Below are 19608 nucleotides of genomic sequence, written 5' to 3'. Positions count from 1 at the left end.
TTTGCATATTTTGTATGGTAGAATAATTCTAAACTAAGAAATGAATGTTTTTTGCTGCTATCGCTTGTCGGTGGCAGCTTTCGTCATTTTATAAGGCTATTGATTATGATTAACATTCTCAATTAGAGGGAGGCAAACGAAAATGGAAGCGGAAGCTAGAGTAAAAGAACCCGAAGGCAGCGGAAGTTCTTTTTTGCAAAAAATAATGCCGCATCTCGAATTAATTGCCGCGGCGACAAGCGGAATTCTCATCCTGACTGGCTGGCTTTTGGGCAAAAACGGTCTGGAACCAGCAAGCATCGCGGCTTACCTGGCGGCTTTTGTGATCGGTGGTTTTGCAAAGGCCAAAGAAGGCATTGAAGCCACAATTGAAGACAAAGAACTGAATGTTGAAATGCTGATGGTGTTGGCGGCCATCGGGTCAGCAATTATTGGCTACTGGGCCGAGGGCGCAATCCTGATTTTCATCTTTGCCGTCAGTGGCGCGCTTGAAACTTATACAATGAACAAAAGCCATAAGGAAATTTCCTCACTGATGGAGCTGCAGCCTGAAGAGGCACTCCTGCTTACGGCTGGCGGAGAGCAAAGGGTGCCGGTTTCCCAGCTTGCGGTTGGCGATGCCATCTTGGTAAAGCCCGGTGAACGGATTCCAGCAGACGGACGCATCCAAAAGGGCGAATCGAGCATTGACCAGGCAGCTATAACCGGTGAATCTGTACCCGTCACAAAAGGACTCCGTGACGAAGTGTTTGCCGGAACGGTAAACATGACCGGATCCCTAACCGTTGAAGTCACAAAATCAAGCGATGAAACACTGTTTCATAAAATCATTGAGCTCGTTCAGTCCGCGCAAAGCGAAAAATCGCCGTCGCAGCTGTTTATTGAAAAATTTGAAGGAACCTATGTAAAAGTTGTCCTGGCAATCGTCGCTTTGATGATGTTCGTGCCCCACTTCGTGCTCGGCTGGGGCTGGCAAGAATCGTTCTACCGGGCGATGATCCTTCTCGTGGTCGCCTCGCCTTGCGCCCTGGTCGCCTCGATCATGCCAGCGACCTTGTCCGCCATCTCCAATGGCGCCCGCAACGGCATCCTTGTCAAAGGCGGCGTCCACCTGGAGAACCTGAGCCACTTGAACGCCATTGCCTTTGACAAAACGGGAACATTGACAAAAGGCAAGCCAGAAGTAACAGAATTCATCCTTGCTGAGGGATTTTCGAGAAGCGATTTGCTCTGGAAGGCCGCATCGATTGAAAATCAATCAAACCATCCGCTTGCAAAAGCGATTGTCAATTTTGCAAAAGATCACTTTCAGCAAGATATGATTCAGCCAGATAAAATGGAGGATATGCCGGGCTGGGGGATCGCTGCGGAAATCGCAGGCGAGTCCTGGAAAATCGGCAAAGCCGGCTTTATCGGTAACGAAGGCGCAGCGGCCATTGCCGGAGAGCATGCGGGCAGGCTTGCATCCGAGGGGAATACGCTCGTCTACATCAGTGTCGATGGTGTGCCGGCGGGCATGCTCGCTCTGAAGGATGTTGTCCGCGAAAGAGCGATGGCGGCAATCGGCGACCTCGCGAAGGAAGGCGTTTATACGGTTATGCTGACCGGCGACAGCGAAACGACCGCCAAAGCGATTGCGGCCGAAAGCGGCGTCGACGAGTATTTCGCCGAATGTCTCCCTGAAGAAAAAGTAGAACAGCTTAAAGAGCTGATGAAGCGATTCGAAACGGTTGCAATGGTCGGCGACGGAATCAACGACGCACCTGCCCTCGCGACAGCCAACGTCGGAATCGCGATGGGTGAAGGAACAGATGTAGCGCTTGAGACTGCCGACATCGTCCTGATGAAAAACGATTTGCCGAAGATTGCCAACGCCATCCGGCTTTCACGCCGGATGAACCGGATCATTAAGCAGAACGTCATATTCTCCATCCTGGTCATCATGGTGCTCATCTCATCGAATTTCCTGCAGGTTCTTGACCTCCCATACGGAGTCATTGGCCATGAAGGCAGCACGATACTGGTCATCCTGAACAGTTTGCGGTTGTTGAAGTCTTAGAGCGACCAAAAGGCTCGTTCACTAGTGATAAAGTAGTGGAAAACGGTTTATTAGTGATAATGTGGTGAGGAAAACTGTTTATTAGTGATAATGTGGCGGAAAAAACGATTAACTAGTGAATTATTGCCATGAAAACTTTTGCAAAAATAGCCGGCGTCAGACGCCTACTATTTTTTTGTCAGCGAGATAGTAATAAACCACTAGTTAATTTCAAAAGAAATACATTTAATAACTAGTAATCCAGTCATGCAAACAGGCAAAGGAACTTCTTATACAACCAAATCCCAATAGGCCCTTTTACAAAGCGGCCAAAACGGATTTTCTTTAAACCAAAAAGGATGCCGGCCTTCTCTAGAAGGCTAGCATCCTCTTTTTTTTGCAAAAATCAGCAATTTTCCTTTGCTTTTTCAGCATAAAAGGCATTGATTTCCCCGCCAAGGATGATAGTCATCCCGGACAGGAACAGCCAGATCATCAGGACAATGATCGCCCCGATGCTTCCATATGTCGCGGTGTAATTGCCAAAGTTATTTACATAGAAAGAAAACAAGAGCGAAACGACGGTCCAGCCGACTGTGGCAAAAATAGCGCCGGGAATAGCCGACTTGCACTTCATCTTCACGTTTGGGGCCACCCAGTAAAGGACAGTGAAAATCCCAAACAGGATCACGGCACTGACAATCCAGCGAATCGCCGCCCAAACCGCGAGGAATTGGTCATCGAGCCCGAACATGGAGAAAAGGAACAGTCCGATCGCCTTACCGAACACAGGCAATGCCAGGGCCACAATAAAGACAGTGATCATTCCAAACGTAAATAGAATGGCCATCCCCCTGGCAACGATGAATGAACGGGTTTCCTTGACGTTGTACGCTTTATTGAACGCCCTCACCAAAGCATTAATGCCGTTCGACGCGGACCAGATTGTCCCGATGATCCCGATGGACAATAGTCCCCCGCTTCTCTTTTCCATTACGCTATTAAGGTTTTTTTCAATTAATGCCATCGCTTCATCCGGTGCATATTGCTTAATCGCACCGAGGATATCATGCTGCGGTATCGGCAAATACGGCAGCAGTGTAAACAGGAAAATCAATAATGGGAATAATGAGAGAAGGAAGTAGTAGGCGAGTTGTGCCGCAAGCCCCGGAAGATCATCTTCCTGAACCCGATGGATGAGCTGCTTGACAATATTCTTGCTGAACAGGCGGCTGACATTCTCTACTTTTTCTTCCATCGCCTCATGAGCCAACCGTATCAGCTTCCTTCAAAATGACCTCGTTCAGGATGGGCTCTTTGCCATCTTTTCCGGAGATTCCGCCCGCCATGGCCGACACCGTTTCCGGGCCTTCACTATCTTCTTTTTTTGCAAAAGCGCCCTTCGTTTCCTTCAGGATCCCGACAAGCTGCGGTGTCGTTCCGCGCAGTTCCTCCACTTTGCCGGCAATATAAACGATGTCATCATTCATCTGCTCGACTGTGTTCTGGATTTTCTTAGCGGCATCGCGGATTGAATCCGTTATTTCGCCTGGATTTTTTAACGCATAAGCAACGTTATCGGAGGTTTTCTTGACACCGTCAAAAACAGCCGTCCGCGTTTCGCGTTTAAACAGGCTAACCGCACCTCCCGCAAGCGCTCCGAGGAGCATCATTTTCCAAAATCTTTTTGTACCTGCCATCTGAATCTCTCCTTCTTCTACACGTTTTCCTATAATGTCTTCCCGATTTCCTGTAAATATCCTTCCCGGTTTCAAGATTTAGCAAACATGGCGCCCAGCCGCACAACATTCGCGAGCAAGCCGCTATCTTAAATATAGCTTCAAGCTCTGCCGGCCAACTTAAGCCGTGAACTGCCGGTCACCGGGCGCCTTCTCTGTTGACATTTTTCCATCGGCATGGAAAGATGATACTACGAATCCAGGAAGGGTGAACACAATGGACTTATCCAACAAATCAGCTGAAAACGTCGAGTATATGATTGAAAAAATAAAAGAAAAATTAAAGGTCATGAACCTGGGAGCGATCAAGCCGTCCCACTTCGATGAAAATATGTATGAAGAACTCGTTGAAATTTATGAAATGGTTATGCGAAAAAACAACTTTTCCACTAGCGAAATGCAAGCGCTCGCCGAAGAACTCGGCAGCCTCCGCAAGCAATAACAGCGAACAGGCCCGGGCCTGTTCGTTTTTTTTGTGCCTACGCTCCAGTGCCTGGCCGCTCAAGGCAGCTTCGTTGATTTAATGAGTCACTTAGAGCCCGGAAAGGTGCAGGCAGACTGGCCTTCGGGCTCTAAACGAGCACTTAGTGACCGAACAGCTGACGGCGACCAGGCCTTCGGGCTCTAAACGAGCACTTAGTGACCGAACAGCTGACGGATGCCAAGCCTTCGGGCTCTAAACGAGCATTTAGTGACCGAACAGCTGACGGCTAACGGGCCTTCGGGCTCTAAACGAGCACTTAGTGACCGAACAGCTGAAAGCTGCCAGGCCTTCGGGCTCTAAACAGCCGGCTCTTTGGCAATCATTCTCTGGCAAGCCGTTCGCCCTCCCCACCTTATTCCTGGCTCGTGAGGATAACCGGGCCGTCTTTTGTGATGGCAATCGTGTGTTCATATTGGGCGGAGTAGGTGCCGTCGACGGTTCTGGCGGTCCAGCCGTTATCGTCCATTTTGGTTGGCCATAAGCCCATATTGACCATCGGCTCAATCGTGAAAACCATGCCTTCCTTCAGACGGGCGCCTTTCCCGGCAAGCCCGAAGTGCGGGACATCCGGTTTTTCGTGAATCACCGATCCAATGCCATGTCCAATGAAGTCGCGGACTACAGAAAAGCCCTCGCCCTCGACGTACTGCTGGATTGCATGGCCGATGTCGCCAATCCGCGCGCCAACGACCGACTGTTCTATTCCTTTATAAAGCGATTCCTTCGTTACATCAAGCAGCTTCTGAACCTCCGGACTCACATTGCCGACGGTATATGTCCAGGCAGAATCGGCCAGGGCACCATTCAGATTGACGACCATGTCAATCGTGACGATATCGCCATCATTCAATGGCTCTTTCCGCGGGAAGCCGTGGCATACTTCGTCATTTATGCTTGCGCACGTTGCATATTCATACCCCCGGTAGCCCTTCTGTTCCGGTGTGGCTCCGTGCTTTTTCAAAAACTCTTCGGTGAACTGGTCGATTTCCCAGGTAGTGATGCCAGGTTTCATCATGCTGGAAATTTCCCGGTGGCAAGCCGCCAGAACTTCGCCCGCCTTCTTCATCATGGCGATTTCCCTTGGTGATTTGAGGACTATCATGCATTTCCCGCCTTTTCGCAAAAGTTATATTTCGTTTACTATATGCATCTCAGATGAAATGCTGCCATTCTAATAGTATCGTTCTTTTCCTGATTTTTAAAGCGGCTCGTTTTCCGGCGGGCAGGAATGCTTTTTTTCGGACGGTTTTGCTATTTATCCGGTTATCCATGAGCTAGGATAGATGCCTTTCGTGAACAGCAAAAAGGCTGTGTCGGACGGTTGCCGGTAACAGCCTCTGGCTTGGTTCATTTTGCCCGGGGGCTCTTAAGCCTCAAGGAGATTAGTGGATTCGCGGATAAAAGCTGGGATGTCGTCGGGAGTGCGGCTTGTGACGAGCTGGTCGCCGCAGACGACGACTTCTTCATCTTTATATGTGGCACCCGCGTTTTCAAGGTCGACTTTAATGGATTTGTAGCCGGTGACATTGCGGCCGTCGAGTGATTTGGCTGTGATAAGCAGTTGTGGGCCGTGGCAGATGGCGAAGACGGGCTTTTTTTCATCCATGAAATGTTTCGAGAATTCCACGAATCGGTCATCAGCACGGAGGATATCAGGCGAGAATCCCCCTGGCAAAAATAAAGCTTCATACTGTTTCGGGTTTACTTCATCAATGCTGTAGTCGATTGTGATGGTGGCTTCTCCCTGTTTCCCTTCAATTTCCTTCCCTTTTTCGGGTCCGATTGTCAGGACTTCGTGGCCCGCTTCAACGAAGGCTTTTGCAGGATCGGTGAATTCGGAGTCCTCGAACATGGAAGTAATCAGGCATGCGATTTTCTTTGCCATTTTCAGCAGCTCCTTTATAAGGTTATCGATTTATCATCCGTTTATCTCATTCCCCCCTGGACGGCAAATAAAACTATGACTAAAGCCACAGGTTGAATTGTGTGATATTTCGGTTAATTAATTTGTTGGTATGGTACTTTTATGTTCTATTTGTTATCATTAATGAAAGATATATAAACCAAGGTGTGTGAAGGATCATGATCGGTGACCGCGTTAAAAAGTTGCGTTTGGAAAGGAAGATGTCGCTCTCAGAGTTGGCTGAGCAGGCTGGGGTCGCGAAATCTTATATTAGTTCACTGGAGCGGAATTTGCAGCGAAATCCGTCCATTCAATTCCTTGAGAAAATTTCTGCCGTGCTGAATGTTCCGATTGACCATCTTATTCATGATGCGGCAGATGAGAATGAATTGGACAGCGATTGGCTTAATCTTGTGAAAGAAGCCATGGAGTCCGGAGTGTCTAAGGATCAATTCAAGGAGTTTCTTGAATTTAATAGATGGCGGTTGAATCAGACGAACGATGAAAAGTAGATTTAAAAAAGTAATCCGGCAGGAGTTCCCGCCGGATTGTTTTTTATTTTGCTATTATTTGCAATGCTGGCTGGTCATTCTTTTTCAAAAATTCTCTTACAAGGTCTGTACCCAACCCTATCTCTTTCGCCTCCATGATAAGCGCCATCCATTCCTGATCCAAGTTCTCACAGCTTCTTTCAGCAATTGCCACTATCTCACCCCTAAAATACGATTCGTATTCCAGGCAGCCCAGCCGTCATCGCATCGATTACTCCCTGCTTTAGACCTGAAGCTTTGCGTCCCTCCCTTTCAGGAGGTTTGCCTTTTTCTGTATTATGTTACTTAAGCAAGTTCAGGATGTCTTTTCTTTATTTACCATGGACACAATACTTAAGTAGTAGCTATAGGACTATTATAGATAGTTCTTTAGTGGTAGGGTGTTGGTTTTTGTCTGAAATGAAATCGAAAACCAAACTTTATTTTTCCAATTACATACAAAAAACTACAAGTTAATTTCTGAATATTCTACTAATATAAAAATAATCAATTTTCTAGACCTTTTCCTCCACTTTTTATTAGGGATTTTGTCGATTGGTCTGTAGAAAAGTTGGGAAATATATTGAAATAATAGTTGGTTTGAGGAAGAATATAGCTTTTTAATTATAAATTGAACTAGAGACTTTCTTTACAAGGTGAATCTTCGCTGATTTGCCCTTCAGAACTTTCGCTTTTCAGCGGGTCGCCAGGTGAACGTCCTAGGCGCTTGTCGCCAGTTGTCTCTCCATCTTACCGCTAAATCCCGCAGGAGGCTCGGTGCCTTCCTCTTCTATCACCATACTTCCTAATTTGTGTAAAGTTTATCCGGCTTTAGATTGAATATTCAGTCGATTTTGCATATACTATTAATACCATATTAATATTGCAAAATCCCATTCCACTATGGAGGAGGGTTTCGGTTGACGGCTGTTCATATTTTAAATTATACGATTCCAATTGCTTTTATGATTTTCTTCGGATTTTGGCTAGACCGGTTGTGCAGTCCGGCGGTTGCCGAGACTGAAGAGGGGCCTGCCGCCGAATGCGGGAGTAATGCACAAGAGAAGACTGTTAAAGATTAGGGGACCGGCCGGCAGAGCCAGCCCTTTTTTATGTCAGTTTTTTGATTACTTTTTGGCCGTAATTTTTAAAAACGGAGGAATTGGTCTTGGCCCCGCGCTTAGACATGATGCTGTTGTAACGGAGCAGCTTTTGGTTCAGTTTTTTTCGCATGTCAGCAAGCTCCGCATCGTCGGTACTTTCAGCGATCACGTTTTCAATCGAAACGATTTCCTGGCGAAGCTTTGTTGCTTCCTCAGTATAGCCGCCGTTTTTCAGAATCCGGTAAGCCATCCGGATTTCCTCAGGGAGATTCGCCAGTTCATCAGGCGGCAGCGGTTTTCCGTACCCTGGCAAATTCGTGAATTCCCCATCCTTATATGCCTTTTTAATACGATCTTCGGAAATAATCTGAAAATAGTCCATTCCAGTTCCTCCTTTATAAGGCAAGTCTAGTTCTTCTTTTTAATTATACCATTTACTTCTATTTCCATCGTATGAAACTGTTTTCCATAGTGAAATATCCACCGTTTTTAGAATCGATTCGCAATTTGTGCAAAATAGTCACTTTTTAATTTCGTTCCTTCATCTTTATGTGTTCATAATCAACCGCCATTTCGGCCAAACTAGAAACATTGCATGATTTTGCCGAAAGGGGTGCGAATATGAGCCGCGGGAAAAATTTTGACCATAAAAAGAAAGGCCATCCAGGTGAATTTCCAAAGGATAGCTTAACCGAAAAGCATACAAAGGAAGCAATTGGCGATGAGGAATTCCTCGTTGTCAGGGAAGCATTTAAAAACCGGGTTGAGCGCGGGGACGGGAATCGGTTCCACTGAGGTTTGGTGGATTAATGAGGCGGGTTTATAGCGAATCCTGAGGTTTATGCGCCGGTTCTCGAGGTATATGCGCCGGATTCCAGGGGTTATGCGCCAAATCCCGGATTTATGCGCTAAATCCCGAGGGTTATGAGCCACATTCCGAGGGTTATGCGCCGAATCCCGAAGGTTATGCGCCAGATTCCGAGGGTTATGCGCCGGATCCCGAGGTATATGCGCCAATTCCCAGGGGTTATGCTCCAGATCACGAGGGTTATGCGCGATTCGCAGGTTTATTATCCAATTTGAGGAGTTTGTTATCCAATTCGGGGAGTTTATTATCCACTTTGGAAAGTTTATTATCCAAATTCCAAGGTGTATTATCCAATTTCCAAGGTTTATTATCCAATTCGATTTACTAAAGAAGAAAAGCGGTTCAGCCATCAAGTATGGCGAACCGCTTTTTCTTTTGCAAAATTAAACTTGCTCTTCTTTCGGCAAGGCGATTGCTGCTAGTTCCATTTCTTTCAGCCACTTTGCCGCGGCTTCGATATCTTTCGAGAAAATGCGGTCGTGGGTGATGCTTGGCACGATGTTCCTCGCTTCTTCAAAAAGCTGACGGGTCGCGGATGCGAGCTTTTCCTTTCCGCGGAACTCGGCTGCCTGCAGGGCGCAAATTAGTTCAATTGCCAGCACCCTCCGCACATTTTGGACAATTTGCCAGGCGTGGCGCGCGGCGATAGTTCCCATTGAAACATGGTCCTCCTGGTTGGCGGAGGATGGAATGGAATCGACGCTCGCTGGATGGGCAAGTGTTTTGTTCTCAGATACGAGTGAAGCGGCAGCATACTGCATGATCATCGCGCCGGATTGCAAACCAGGTTGTGGGCTCAAGAACGGCGGCAGGTCATTGAGCTGCGGGTTGACGAGCCGCTCGATACGGCGCTCGGAAATATTGGCGAGCTCCGCCACGGCGATTTTCATGAAATCCATCGCAAATGCGATCGGCTGGCCATGGAAGTTCCCGCCGGATACGATCATCTCGCCGTCATGGAAAATTAGCGGGTTGTCGGTCGCCGCGTTCAGCTCGATTTCAAGCTTTTCGCGCACATAATCGAGCGCCTGCCAAGATGCACCGTGCACCTGCGGAATGCAGCGAATGCTATAGGCATCCTGGACGCGAAGTTCACCCTGTGAGGTTGTCAGCTGGCTGTCCCTTAAGTAATTCCGGATCCGGGCGGCAGTTTCGATTTGCTGCGCATATCCCCTGGCCTGGTGGATTTCATCAGCGAACGCATCGATGATTCCGGTCAAGCCCTCGATTGTCAGGCTCGCAATCAGTTCACTTTGGAAGGCGAGCTGTTCCGCTTCGAGATAGCCGACCGCCCCCATCGCCGTCATTGCCTGCGTTCCGTTAATAAGGGCCAGCCCCTCTTTTGCTTCAAGAGTGATTGGCAAAATCCCTTCCTGGTGGAGTGCCGCGGCCGCTTCCATGCGCTGCCCCTTGTAGAACACTTCCCCTTCCCCAATCAGCACGAGTGCAAGATGGGACAATGGCGCGAGGTCGCCGCTTGCGCCAAGCGAACCTTGTTGCGGGATGACTGGGATGATATCGGTGTTGACCAAATCCATCAGCCGCTCGATGACGACAGGACGGACACCGGAGAATCCTTTCAGCAGAGCGTTCGCCCTTAGCAGCACCATCGCTTTCGAAACAATCTCCGGGAACGGCTCGCCAATCCCGCATGCGTGCGAACGAATCAGATTCAGCTGCAGGTCGCGGACATTCTCCGCATCAATGAGGACGTCACTGAATTTGCCGAAACCGGTGTTGATTCCGTATACAACCTTTTTCTCGTCAACAATCCTTTCAACGGCCTGTCTGCTCCTCACCACTTTTTCCATACTTTCCTTTGAAGCGCTCACGTAAGTGCCGTTATAAAGGACCTCTTTTACCTCCGCCAGCGTCAATGTGTTTCCAGTTAATGTAATCATCATTCTCACCTCTACCAATTTAGCAGGATAAAGAAAAAGGCTGGACTCCCAAACCGGTTAAGATTTGGAGTCCAGCCTTCTGTATATGCCTGCGCAATGTTTTATTTTCATTATAATCACTCTCGTTTATCAGAAAATAACGATAATTACCTTCATTGTATGCTTTGGACTGACAGGGTGTCAATGGAGGAATTAATAGACATGTTTTTTATTTTGCAAAAAAGCTCTCCAACACTTTACATAAAAGTTTCCTCAAGGAAGATGTTACAAATACGGAATGTAAAGGAGTGGTTTAGATGAAGAAGATATTCCTACTGGTTTTAGCCATATTTCTGATTTACCCGTCCATTGGTTCTGCTGCACCCAGGCAACCAATGATGGCGGCGTTTATCCGAGACGGCAACCTTTGGCTTTACAGTAATGGGCAGGAAAAACAGATAAGTTCAGCCGGCAGAATCAATTGGAAGCCAAAGTGGTCCAGTGACGGCAAAATGCTTGTGTATCAACTGAGCGTTCCTTCCCAGTTTACGAAAGATGAAGAGCAATCGGAGGTCTGGGTTTATACCGTTGCAACTGGCGAAAAGAAAAAACTTTTTCATGACGGCTATTCTCCTGCCTGGGCGCCACACAAAAATGTTGTTGCCTTTAACGCACAGGGCATTTTGGATATTTCGGACCTGGATGGTTTTTTTAACATTGCCACAGGGGTCGGCGATTTCGCCTGGTTTCCGAATGGGAAGGGCTTCCTTCTTTCGGCGCCCGGTACACTGCGTCCGGATGGCTGGTGGAGCGCTACTTTATTTACGAAAAGAGTCGATGACCAGTACAGCAAGGTTCCACTATTTGGCGGTGTCGAACCATTTTTTACGTTGCCCAGGGAAATTGGAACAACAAAAGAAAACAAGCTAATTGCTGTGAATGCCGAGAAACTGACCTACTCCCCCAGTGGGAAGTGGATTTCTTTCATTGTTTCCCCCACCGCCTCGTGGTCGATGGACAGCAATATGGCTTGCGTGATCGGCAGCAATGGAAAAAGTTTTGAAGTGCTCGACGAAGTCATTCTTGATGTCAGCGAACCGAAATGGGCACCTTCCTCCGATACACTCGCCTACATAGCGGGCGGGGGCAGAATTGTATTCGGATTTAAGAATAAGGATGTAAAGGTCAAAGAAATGCCCGCGTCAGGGACACTAACGCCGCCGAATTATGCTGACTTCTATTTTGACTGGATTTCAGACAACTCACTCGTTGTCTCCCGGCTTAAGGAACAGGAATGGACAAACGACTTCAGCAAGCAGCCACTCCCATCTCTATATACCATTGAAATCTCAATGAATAAGCAGAAAAGAATGAGTAACCCCCCGAAAGGATTGGGGGACTATTCTCCCCAATATGTAAAATCAATTGACAGGATTGCATGGCTTAGAGGGAAATCGATCATTGACCTTAACAGGACCGTTTGGCTGGCAAAACCGGACGGCAGCGAAGCCAAGCCGCTAATCAGGAATGTCGAATCGATTGTCTTTTTTGCAAAATAGGCGTTCACGAAACGAGATTGGTTTTACTAGATATAAGAAACGGATTCAAAATGCACTAAACGTTACTCCTACACCGAGTGCACAGCAGCAATCTAAAATTCCACTGATATCATGCTTCCCTCCGGCCGCCTGATTACAAAAATCCTTGGTTTTCCGGTATACTTGTAAAAGGCTAAAGTAGGTGCTTATTTTGCAAAACAGCAAAAAGCAGCTTGAGGGAAAGGATTGAATGCTGTGAAATCATTGGTACTTGCCGAGAAACCGAGTGTCGGGCGGGAAATTGCCCGGGTGCTTGGCTGCAGGCAAAGTTCAAAAAGCTATATTGAAGGCGATAAATATATTGTCACTTGGGCGCTTGGCCATCTGGTCGAGTTGAAAATGCCTGAGCATTACGATACAAAGTTCAAGAATTGGAATCTTGAAGACTTGCCGATTATCCCGGATAAAATGGGCATTAAAGTCATGAAACAGACGAGCCACCAATTCAAGGCGATCGAAAATCTTGCCAAGCGGAAGGATGTTGGCGAGATCATTATCGCGACGGACGCGGGGCGTGAAGGTGAACTTGTCGCCCGCTGGATTCTTGAGAAAATCAATTGGAGAAAACCAATCAAGCGGCTGTGGATTTCTTCCCAGACGGACAAAGCGATTAAGGATGGATTCCGCCAGCTGAAGCCGGGTTCCCAGTTCGAAAGTCTGTATGATTCAGCTGTTTGCCGAGCAGAAGCTGACTGGCTGATCGGCTTGAATGTCACCCGCGCACTGACAACGAAATACCAGGATCCCCTATCCGCCGGCCGTGTCCAGACGCCGACTTTGGCGATGGTGTTGGAACGCGAGGAACAGATCCAGAAGTTCCAGCCGAAAGAGTATTGGACAATTTCCGCTTCAGCCGGACCGCTTTCGCTTGAATGGGAGAAGAATGGCGAAAAGCGTCTTTTTGAAAGGGCAAAAGCCGAGGAAATAGCCGGCAAGGTTAAAGTGGCAAAAGCATCGGTTACAAAAATCGAGCGAAAAAAGAAGTCCGAGCCACAGCCTTTGCCGTACGATTTGACTGAGTTGCAGCGGGACGCCAACAAGCGCTTCGGTTTTTCTGCGAAAAAGACGTTGAATACGATGCAAAGGCTATATGAGCAATATAAACTCGTCACCTATCCTAGGACGGATTCGCGTTACCTGACAACTGACATGGAGGCGACGATGGCCGACCGACTCGGCGCGATTGCCGGGGCGTATAAGGAAGAGGCGAGGCCTGTTTTGGGCAAAAGCCAGGTGTTGGCCAAGCGGGTATTCAATAACACAAAAGTGACCGACCACCATGCGATCATTCCAACAGAAGAACGGCCGAACCTGTCTGAACTAGAATCCGATGAACGCAAAATTTACGACCTGATTGTCCGCCGCTTCCTGACGCTATTCTACCCGGCATATGAATATGAAACTGTGTTATTTGAAGTGGACGCCGCCGGCGAAACATTTACAACGAGGGAAACAGTGACGATTGAGCCAGGTTTCAAAAAGGTCGACGGCCGGGACGAATCCGTTTCCTTAAAGCCTGCTGTCGCAGCACTTAAGCAAGGGCAGCAGTTGACCGTTAGCGCAGCAAATATTAACCAGAAGTGGACCGAGCCCCCGTCCCGTTATTCTGAATCAGACATCCTTGGCCAGATGGAAAAATTCGGCCTCGGCACGCCGGCGACACGCGCGGAAATCATCGAGCGGATTGTCGAAACGGAAGTTGTTGAACGCCAGAATGGCCGCTTCCATCCTACGCAAAAAGGCAAGCAGCTGATTGAGCTTGTAAACGATGACTTGAAATCGCCCGAACTGACTGCGAAATGGGAAGAAGAGCTTGAGAGGATTTCGAAAGGAAAAGGAGATCCGAAAGCCTTTGGCAAAAAAATCCGTGAGCAGACGAAGCGGCTGGTGTCTGAAATCAAGACGAGCGAAAAGGCGTACCGCCCGCCGAACTTGACCGGCTCCAAATGTCCAGAGTGCGGCTCGTTCCTGAAGGAAAGAAATACAAAGGACGGCAGAATCCTAGTCTGTTCAAGCCTCGACTGCTCCTACCGGAAACGGAAGGATCCAAAGCTGTCGAACCGGCGCTGCCCGCAGTGCCATAAGAAAATGGAGTTTCACACAGGCAAAGCTGGCGCCTACTTCCAATGCCGCCGATGCAATGTGGTGGAAAAAGCGGAAGAGCGGAAAAAAGCAGTCAATAAGCGCGAGGAAAAACAGCTCGTCCAGAAGTACTCCCAGAAAGAAGATTTCGGCACGAGCCTTGGCGATTTACTGAAGAAAGCGCTGGAGAAGGACGAGTAAAATTGAATGGATTGGCGCCTTATTGGGAGAAGACTTCTAGAAAGGCCCAATGGACCTTCTTGGCGACTTTTTGGGAGAACAATCTTCTGAAAAGGCACCAACAGACCTTCTTGGTGACTTTTGCGAGGAAAAATCCTTCCAAAAGGCGCCAATAAAAGCTAAATTTCTATCATAGGCAGAAGCACCAATCCAATTTGGTGCCTCTGCCTTTTTACTATGGAGCGACTAATTCCACTTTAATTCTGTCAGGGTCTTCGAAGAAAACCGCATAATACTCATCCCCTCCTGCGAAAGGATGTTTATCGGAATAAAGGATGTTCACTCCTCTTTCTTTTAATTTGCTCGTCATCTCATCAACTTGCTCACGCGAACTGGCGTGAAACGCCAAATGATTCAAACCAGTCCGGCAGCGATGGTAAGGAATGTCCAGAAACCTTTCCTCAGTCTGAACAAATACTATGTATGTCGGCCCTAGCCGCCAGCTTATCCCGCTTTCCCACTCCTGAAACGCTTCATAGCCCAGCTCTTCCAAAAACCAGCCCCAAAACTCTTTTGTTTTCTTTAAATCCGAAACATATATTTCTATGTGATGAATCAGGCCTTGCGACAAAGTATCCCCTCCAATATCGTGTAATTTTGCGAAAAAACTTTCTAAATATCTTTAAAAAACCAAACCCATATTACAGCTGCATTGAGGATTAGAGTACAAATCGGTAAAAGGGCGGCAGCGGTTGAAACGATGGCTCGGACTTTGTTTTTCCGCCCTGACAAATACGCCCTGCGGAGACTATACAAGGAAGATAGAATAAATAGCAATGACACAGCCGCTCCCAAAACCAGCAACACTTTATTTACTTGCCCATCCCAGCGCATCCACTCTTCAATATTCAAGGTAATCACCAGGCCTAATGCGCCGGTAAAAATTGATAGAAGTATATATTTTGAGAACTTGTCCATCCGCATCCCTCCTAAACTCGTCGAACAGTTTAAATATAGTGTAATTTTACACTTTTAGCAATTCCTTTTCAAAAATAAAGAGCTTAACGTTCAAACGTTAAGCTCTCCATTGGGAGCTTGTCCCAATTTGCATCGGGTACTTCCCTTATTGTTCGTCCGCTGCTTCTGCCGCGGAAATGCTTCCGAGTGCGCCGAGCAGGTTGGCGAGGACGCCAAGAATTTGCTGTGTCTGTCCTGCAGTGAGGCCGTTTACTGTGCTAAGGCGGATACATGGAAGCTCCAGTTGGAGGTCCAGGCCAAGTAGGACGATGGAAATCGGACAAGGAATGGAAATACACAGGATTTCATCGCCTGTACAGCAGCCCTCAGGACACTGGGTTTGAGGAGGTTGTTGTGGAGCTTGGGATTTTTTGATTCTTGCCATATTGTTTCACCCCCTTTTCATGTCGATAATTCAACATATGAAAAGGAGGAGATTTTGCATGGACAAACCCCTGCTTTTTTGAAAAATGGTGCTTTGTCCATGTAAGTTTATCGGTTCAATATTAGAGCGGCAAGGGCGGCGATCCCAATAATCCAGAGTATGATGATGAACACTGCGCCCGCTTTACTGACTGGCTTTTCGGCATTATCCGCTTTTGAGGCGGCATCCAGGCGTACCTCTGCTGGGATAAGTTTCAGGGCGAACCAAATACCAATCGGCAACAGAATTACATCATCCAAATAGCCGAGGACCGGAATAAAGTCAGGAATCAGGTCGATCGGGCTAAGTGCATAGGCTGCTACCAGCGCCGCAAAACCTTTGGCATACCAAGGGGTTCGCGGATCTTTAACTGCGAAATAAAGGATCATGATGTGCTTTTTAAGTTTTTTTGCCCATAGTTTCAGTCTTTGCATCTCGATCGTCTCCCTCTTTATTCTTACTTTATTGCACAATAAGGCCCACTGGCAATCTTGAAAACCCTTCCTTCCAAATAGTATGATAGTGGCATTGCTTAGCTGTATTTTTATAGAAATGGAGATTTATGATGAGGCTTAGGGATTGGGATACGAATTTAAGGGTGAGGCTTGCCGCTGAAGCCTTGATGAATACAATGTTTTGGATGTTCTTTCCGTTTTTAACGATTTATTTTGCCGGGGAATTCGGGAAAAGCAAGGCAGGGCTGCTACTCATTTTCTCGCAGGTTTTCTCGGTTGCCGCGAACTTGCTGGGCGGTTATTGCGCGGACCGGTTCGGGCGGAAACGGATGATGGTCCTGTCGGCTGCCGGCCAGGGGCTGTCATTTCTCGTATTCGGAATCGCGCAGTCGCCATGGCTTGACTCGCCTGTGCTTGGCTTTACCTGTTTCACGCTTGCGGGGGTTTTCGGTTCATTCTATTGGCCAGCGAGCCAGGCGATGGTCGCCGACCTCGTGCCGGAAAAGGACCGGAGCAACGTTTTCGCTATCTTTTATACATCAATCAATATTTCTGTTGTCGTCGGGCCAATTCTTGGAGCGATTTTTTTCGTCAAGTATCCGTTCGAGGTTTTGCTTGTGTCAGGCTTGATTGGCCTTCTTCTTTCTTTCATTCTCGCAAAATGGACGCGGGAAACGCTGCCTGTGCAAATGTCCATTTCGGCAGGACCGGTCGGCAAATGGTATCACGCTCTGCAAACTCAGTTCAAGGATTACGGTGTCATCATGAGGGACCGGACGTTCCTGTTATTCATCATTGCCGGCATCCTTCTTTCGCAGACGTTCATGCAGCTTGATTTGCTGTTCCCTGTTTATATGAAGGAGTTCGTCCAAAATCAAACGATGCTCAGCTTCGGGGATTGGACGTTTAGGGTCGATGGTGAGCAGGCTTTCGGGATTATTTTATCGGAAAACGGCCTCTTGGTCGCCCTGTTTACGGTCGTTGTAACGAGATGGATGAACCGTTTCAATGAGCGAAATGTGTTCATGGCATCGGCGATTTTATATGCCATCTCGATTATCATGTTCGGGCAGACCGCCTGGATTTGGGGTCTTATTTTTGCGATGATGGTTTTCACGCTCGGGGAACTGGCATCGGCGGGCATCCAGCAAGGCTTCGTTTCCAAGCTCGCGCCGGAGCATCTCCGCGGGCAGTATTTCGCCGCGGCGAGCCTTCGCTATACAATCGGCCGGACAATTGCGCCGCTGTCGATCCCGCTGACGGAATGGATCGGCTATGACTGGACATTTATTACGCTTTGCCTGCTGTCACTGTTAAGTGCGGGCTTTTACTGGATGACCTTTAGGAGTTATGATAAACAAAAAGAGGCTTCGGCTTAGAGGGGGACGTTGTGATGATTTGGCAGTCAAAACAGCAATTATTGGATGTATTATCCCGGCTCGTCGGGATTCCGAGTGTAAGCGGGACAGAGTCGGAAACCATTTTTCCGGATTTGCTTGCGCTTGAATTGAAAAACCTCCCTTACTTTCAGGATCATCCCGACCATATAAATGTATATCATTCACCTGACGGAGCTTACCTGAGAGCGTTCATCGAAAAGCAAGGGACAAAGAAAACGATTGTCATGATCAGCCATTTCGATGTTGTCGGCGTTGAGGATTATGGCCAGCTGAAGGAATATGCCTTCAATGTGGAAAAGCTGACTGAGATTTATCACGAGGACCCTGAGCTTTTGCCCGAGACATTCCGTGAAGAATTCCAGTCCGGTGACTGGGTGTTCGGCCGCGGCGCGATGGATATGAAAGCCGGGATTGTCGCGCAGATGTCTTTACTGGAACGAGCAGCTCAAGGGGAAATTGACGGAAATCTTCTCTTTATTACTGTTTCCGATGAAGAAGTGAGTTCCAAAGGGATGCTGAAGGCGATTGAAGAAATCCTCCATCTGAAGGAGGAAATGGGACTTGAGTATGTCCTCTGCCTGAACACCGAGCCGTCCTTCAAGGAGCATCCCCACGATACAAATAAATACATGTACACCGGGACGATTGGCAAAATGATGCCCAGCTTTTATTTTGCCGGCCAGGAAACACACGTCGGGGAACCGTTCGCCGGCCTGAATGCCTCGCTGATGGCGGCGGCGCTCACAATGGAATTAGAATTGAACAGTGAGTTTTCCGAAACGATCGGCGGGGAACAGACCGCGGCGCTCACCAATCTGATGATGAGAGATTTAAAGGAATTCTATAATGTCCAGACGCCGACTGCGGCGGTGTCGATGTACAATCTTTTGTTCATGGAGAAATCGCCCGGCGAACTGGCGGAGGGAATCCTCGCTGCTGCCCGCAGAGCTGCAGACAAGGCTCTCGAGCACTACCGGGAAAAGGCGGAGCTGGCCGGGGTAAAAGGGCTTCCGTTTACGATTGATGTTTACACATGGGAAGAGCTTTATGCCGAAGCTGTGAAATCAATTGGTGCGGAACAGGCGGAAGAACTTATTTCAACAACGCTCCTTGCCGCCACTGAAGAGGACGAGCGTGGCAAAAGCCTGAAAATCGTCCAGCAGTTTGCTTCTTTTATTGAAAAGAAGCCGTTCATCGTGTTCTATTTCAGCCCTCCCTTCTACCCGGCTGTTTCATCCAGGAATTCAGAACTCGTTCAATCCCTGGCCGCTTTTGTCAAAAGTGAAAACAGTGAAATCCAGGAAAGGAAGTTCTTCCAGGGACTGTGCGATTTAAGTTACGCGACCTCCGCTACTTCGGAAATGGATGCCAGGCTGCTCGCCGGCAACATGCCTCTTTACAACAACGGGTACACCATCCCGTTCGATTTAATTAAAGAGCTCGATATGCCAGTGTTCAACCTTGGCCCTTATGGTGCTGACCCGCATCAGAAAACGGAGCGGCTTGAACTCGAGTTTTCCTTCGGGACCTTGCCGGACTTGCTTGAAAAGCTCGTCCAGCATACTTTCAAAATTTCATAATTATGAATTTCTTAAACGCAGGCCCTCCTTTATCGGGCTTGCGTTTTTTGTCAATATAAAAGTTTGAATAATTAATGAACTTTTATTGAATAATAGAAAAAACAGGCGTATACTTTTTTTAACAGATACTTTACCACGTTGGGAAGGTGGAAATGATGGATTGGATGTCCCCTACTACGCTATCGGGAATCATCGCTTTCGCATCGCTGTTTTCCTGGGGCATATACCTAAATATTAAGCTTTATAACGATGTTGAGCAGTAGGCACGCGCCTGCTGTTTTTGTTTTGCAACATTCTCTCGGCAACGGTCGAATAGAAATTCTGTTA

The 19608-nt window shown here is 47.8% G+C and carries 20 protein-coding genes and 1 riboswitch; of the genes, 9 read left to right on the top strand and 11 right to left on the bottom strand.

All coding sequences use genetic code 11. The features are described 5' to 3' along the window. The first annotated feature begins 142 nt into the window (after nucleotides 1-142). Complete coding sequence (locus tag BN1002_RS02260; protein WP_048823428.1) at nucleotides 143-2059, top strand: heavy metal translocating P-type ATPase; 1917 nt, start codon at nucleotides 143-145, stop codon at nucleotides 2057-2059. 385 nt (nucleotides 2060-2444) lie between these two features. On the opposite strand, the gene BN1002_RS02255 is transcribed toward BN1002_RS02260, so the two are convergent. Both BN1002_RS02255 and BN1002_RS02250 read right to left on the bottom strand, forming a co-directional pair. Next, nucleotides 2445-3296 carry a YihY/virulence factor BrkB family protein gene (locus BN1002_RS02255; RefSeq protein ID WP_048827677.1) on the bottom strand — a complete coding sequence of 284 codons (852 nt, stop codon included), beginning with the start codon at nucleotides 3294-3296 and terminating at the stop codon, nucleotides 2445-2447. A 4-nt stretch (nucleotides 3297-3300) separates the two neighbouring features. After that, on the bottom strand, nucleotides 3301-3738 hold the full coding sequence (locus tag BN1002_RS02250; protein ID WP_048823427.1) for a hypothetical protein: 438 nt from the start codon (nucleotides 3736-3738) through the stop codon (nucleotides 3301-3303). 256 nt (nucleotides 3739-3994) lie between these two features. On the opposite strand from BN1002_RS02250, the gene BN1002_RS02245 reads away from it, so the two are divergent. Continuing rightward, the gene (locus BN1002_RS02245; protein WP_048823426.1) at nucleotides 3995-4219 is read left to right on the top strand and encodes a DUF1128 domain-containing protein; all 225 of its coding nucleotides are present in this window, start codon (nucleotides 3995-3997) and stop codon (nucleotides 4217-4219) included. Nucleotides 4220-4613: 394 nt separating this feature from the next. On the opposite strand, the gene map is transcribed toward BN1002_RS02245, so the two are convergent. Further along, nucleotides 4614-5363: a type I methionyl aminopeptidase gene (gene map, locus BN1002_RS02240; RefSeq protein ID WP_048823425.1), complete on the bottom strand. Its 750-nt coding sequence runs from the start codon at nucleotides 5361-5363 to the stop codon at nucleotides 4614-4616. A gap of 264 nt (nucleotides 5364-5627) precedes the next feature. Continuing rightward, a complete protein-coding gene (locus tag BN1002_RS02235; RefSeq protein WP_048823424.1) occupies nucleotides 5628-6146 on the bottom strand; it encodes a type 1 glutamine amidotransferase domain-containing protein in 519 nt (172 codons plus the stop codon). A 197-nt stretch (nucleotides 6147-6343) separates the two neighbouring features. Between BN1002_RS02235 and BN1002_RS02230 the strand changes: the two genes are divergently transcribed. Next, on the top strand, nucleotides 6344-6676 hold the full coding sequence (locus BN1002_RS02230; protein WP_048823423.1) for a helix-turn-helix domain-containing protein: 333 nt from the start codon (nucleotides 6344-6346) through the stop codon (nucleotides 6674-6676). Between the two features lie 43 nt (nucleotides 6677-6719). Here the strand turns inward: BN1002_RS02230 and BN1002_RS23125 are convergent, their stop codons facing one another. After that, nucleotides 6720-6869 (bottom strand): anti-repressor SinI family protein, encoded by a 150-nt coding sequence (locus BN1002_RS23125; RefSeq protein ID WP_082036079.1) that lies wholly within the window; start codon nucleotides 6867-6869, stop codon nucleotides 6720-6722. Nucleotides 6870-6898: 29 nt separating this feature from the next. After that, nucleotides 6899-6991, bottom strand: a riboswitch (cyclic di-GMP riboswitch). A gap of 623 nt (nucleotides 6992-7614) precedes the next feature. Here BN1002_RS23125 and BN1002_RS23540 point away from each other — a divergent pair. Beyond that, complete coding sequence (locus BN1002_RS23540) at nucleotides 7615-7776, top strand: hypothetical protein (RefSeq protein ID WP_156129691.1); 162 nt, start codon at nucleotides 7615-7617, stop codon at nucleotides 7774-7776. A 28-nt stretch (nucleotides 7777-7804) separates the two neighbouring features. Here the strand turns inward: BN1002_RS23540 and BN1002_RS02225 are convergent, their stop codons facing one another. After that, nucleotides 7805-8179 (bottom strand): DnaJ family domain-containing protein, encoded by a 375-nt coding sequence (locus BN1002_RS02225; RefSeq protein WP_048823422.1) that lies wholly within the window; start codon nucleotides 8177-8179, stop codon nucleotides 7805-7807. A gap of 239 nt (nucleotides 8180-8418) precedes the next feature. Between BN1002_RS02225 and BN1002_RS23970 the strand changes: the two genes are divergently transcribed. Next, on the top strand, nucleotides 8419-8592 hold the full coding sequence (locus BN1002_RS23970) for a hypothetical protein (RefSeq protein ID WP_197072725.1): 174 nt from the start codon (nucleotides 8419-8421) through the stop codon (nucleotides 8590-8592). A 456-nt stretch (nucleotides 8593-9048) separates the two neighbouring features. On the opposite strand, the gene hutH is transcribed toward BN1002_RS23970, so the two are convergent. Beyond that, nucleotides 9049-10566, bottom strand: a complete 1518-nt coding sequence (gene hutH / locus BN1002_RS02220; RefSeq protein WP_048823421.1) for a histidine ammonia-lyase — start codon at nucleotides 10564-10566, stop codon at nucleotides 9049-9051. Between the two features lie 296 nt (nucleotides 10567-10862). Between hutH and BN1002_RS02215 the strand changes: the two genes are divergently transcribed. Together BN1002_RS02215 and BN1002_RS02210 are read left to right on the top strand one after the other, a co-directional pair. Further along, nucleotides 10863-12104, top strand: coding sequence for a TolB family protein (locus BN1002_RS02215; RefSeq protein ID WP_048823420.1), 1242 nt, complete (start codon nucleotides 10863-10865; stop codon nucleotides 12102-12104). A 234-nt stretch (nucleotides 12105-12338) separates the two neighbouring features. Further along, nucleotides 12339-14426 (top strand): DNA topoisomerase III, encoded by a 2088-nt coding sequence (locus tag BN1002_RS02210; protein WP_048827676.1) that lies wholly within the window; start codon nucleotides 12339-12341, stop codon nucleotides 14424-14426. Nucleotides 14427-14640: 214 nt separating this feature from the next. Here the strand turns inward: BN1002_RS02210 and BN1002_RS02205 are convergent, their stop codons facing one another. The 4 genes from BN1002_RS02205 to BN1002_RS02190 all read right to left on the bottom strand — a co-directional run bounded on the left by BN1002_RS02205 (nucleotide 14641) and on the right by BN1002_RS02190 (nucleotide 16280). Beyond that, complete coding sequence (locus BN1002_RS02205; RefSeq protein ID WP_048823419.1) at nucleotides 14641-15036, bottom strand: VOC family protein; 396 nt, start codon at nucleotides 15034-15036, stop codon at nucleotides 14641-14643. A gap of 41 nt (nucleotides 15037-15077) precedes the next feature. Continuing rightward, the gene (locus BN1002_RS02200; protein ID WP_048823418.1) at nucleotides 15078-15383 is read right to left on the bottom strand and encodes a hypothetical protein; all 306 of its coding nucleotides are present in this window, start codon (nucleotides 15381-15383) and stop codon (nucleotides 15078-15080) included. A gap of 145 nt (nucleotides 15384-15528) precedes the next feature. Next, nucleotides 15529-15807: a hypothetical protein gene (locus BN1002_RS02195; protein WP_048823417.1), complete on the bottom strand. Its 279-nt coding sequence runs from the start codon at nucleotides 15805-15807 to the stop codon at nucleotides 15529-15531. Between the two features lie 107 nt (nucleotides 15808-15914). Continuing rightward, nucleotides 15915-16280, bottom strand: a complete 366-nt coding sequence (locus BN1002_RS02190) for a YkvA family protein (RefSeq protein ID WP_048823416.1) — start codon at nucleotides 16278-16280, stop codon at nucleotides 15915-15917. Between the two features lie 131 nt (nucleotides 16281-16411). Here BN1002_RS02190 and BN1002_RS02185 point away from each other — a divergent pair, with 131 nt between their 5' ends. Next, complete coding sequence (locus tag BN1002_RS02185; protein ID WP_048823415.1) at nucleotides 16412-17680, top strand: MDR family MFS transporter; 1269 nt, start codon at nucleotides 16412-16414, stop codon at nucleotides 17678-17680. A 14-nt stretch (nucleotides 17681-17694) separates the two neighbouring features. Continuing rightward, entirely contained in the window at nucleotides 17695-19281 is a 1587-nt protein-coding gene (locus BN1002_RS02180; protein WP_048823414.1) for a M20/M25/M40 family metallo-hydrolase, read from the top strand. Nucleotides 19282-19608: the final 327 nt, after the last annotated feature.

The organism is Bacillus sp. B-jedd (assembly GCF_000821085.1).
GTDB lineage: Bacteria > Bacillota > Bacilli > Bacillales > Cytobacillaceae > Bacillus_D.
This window is presented reverse-complemented; position numbering and strand designations above follow the sequence as displayed.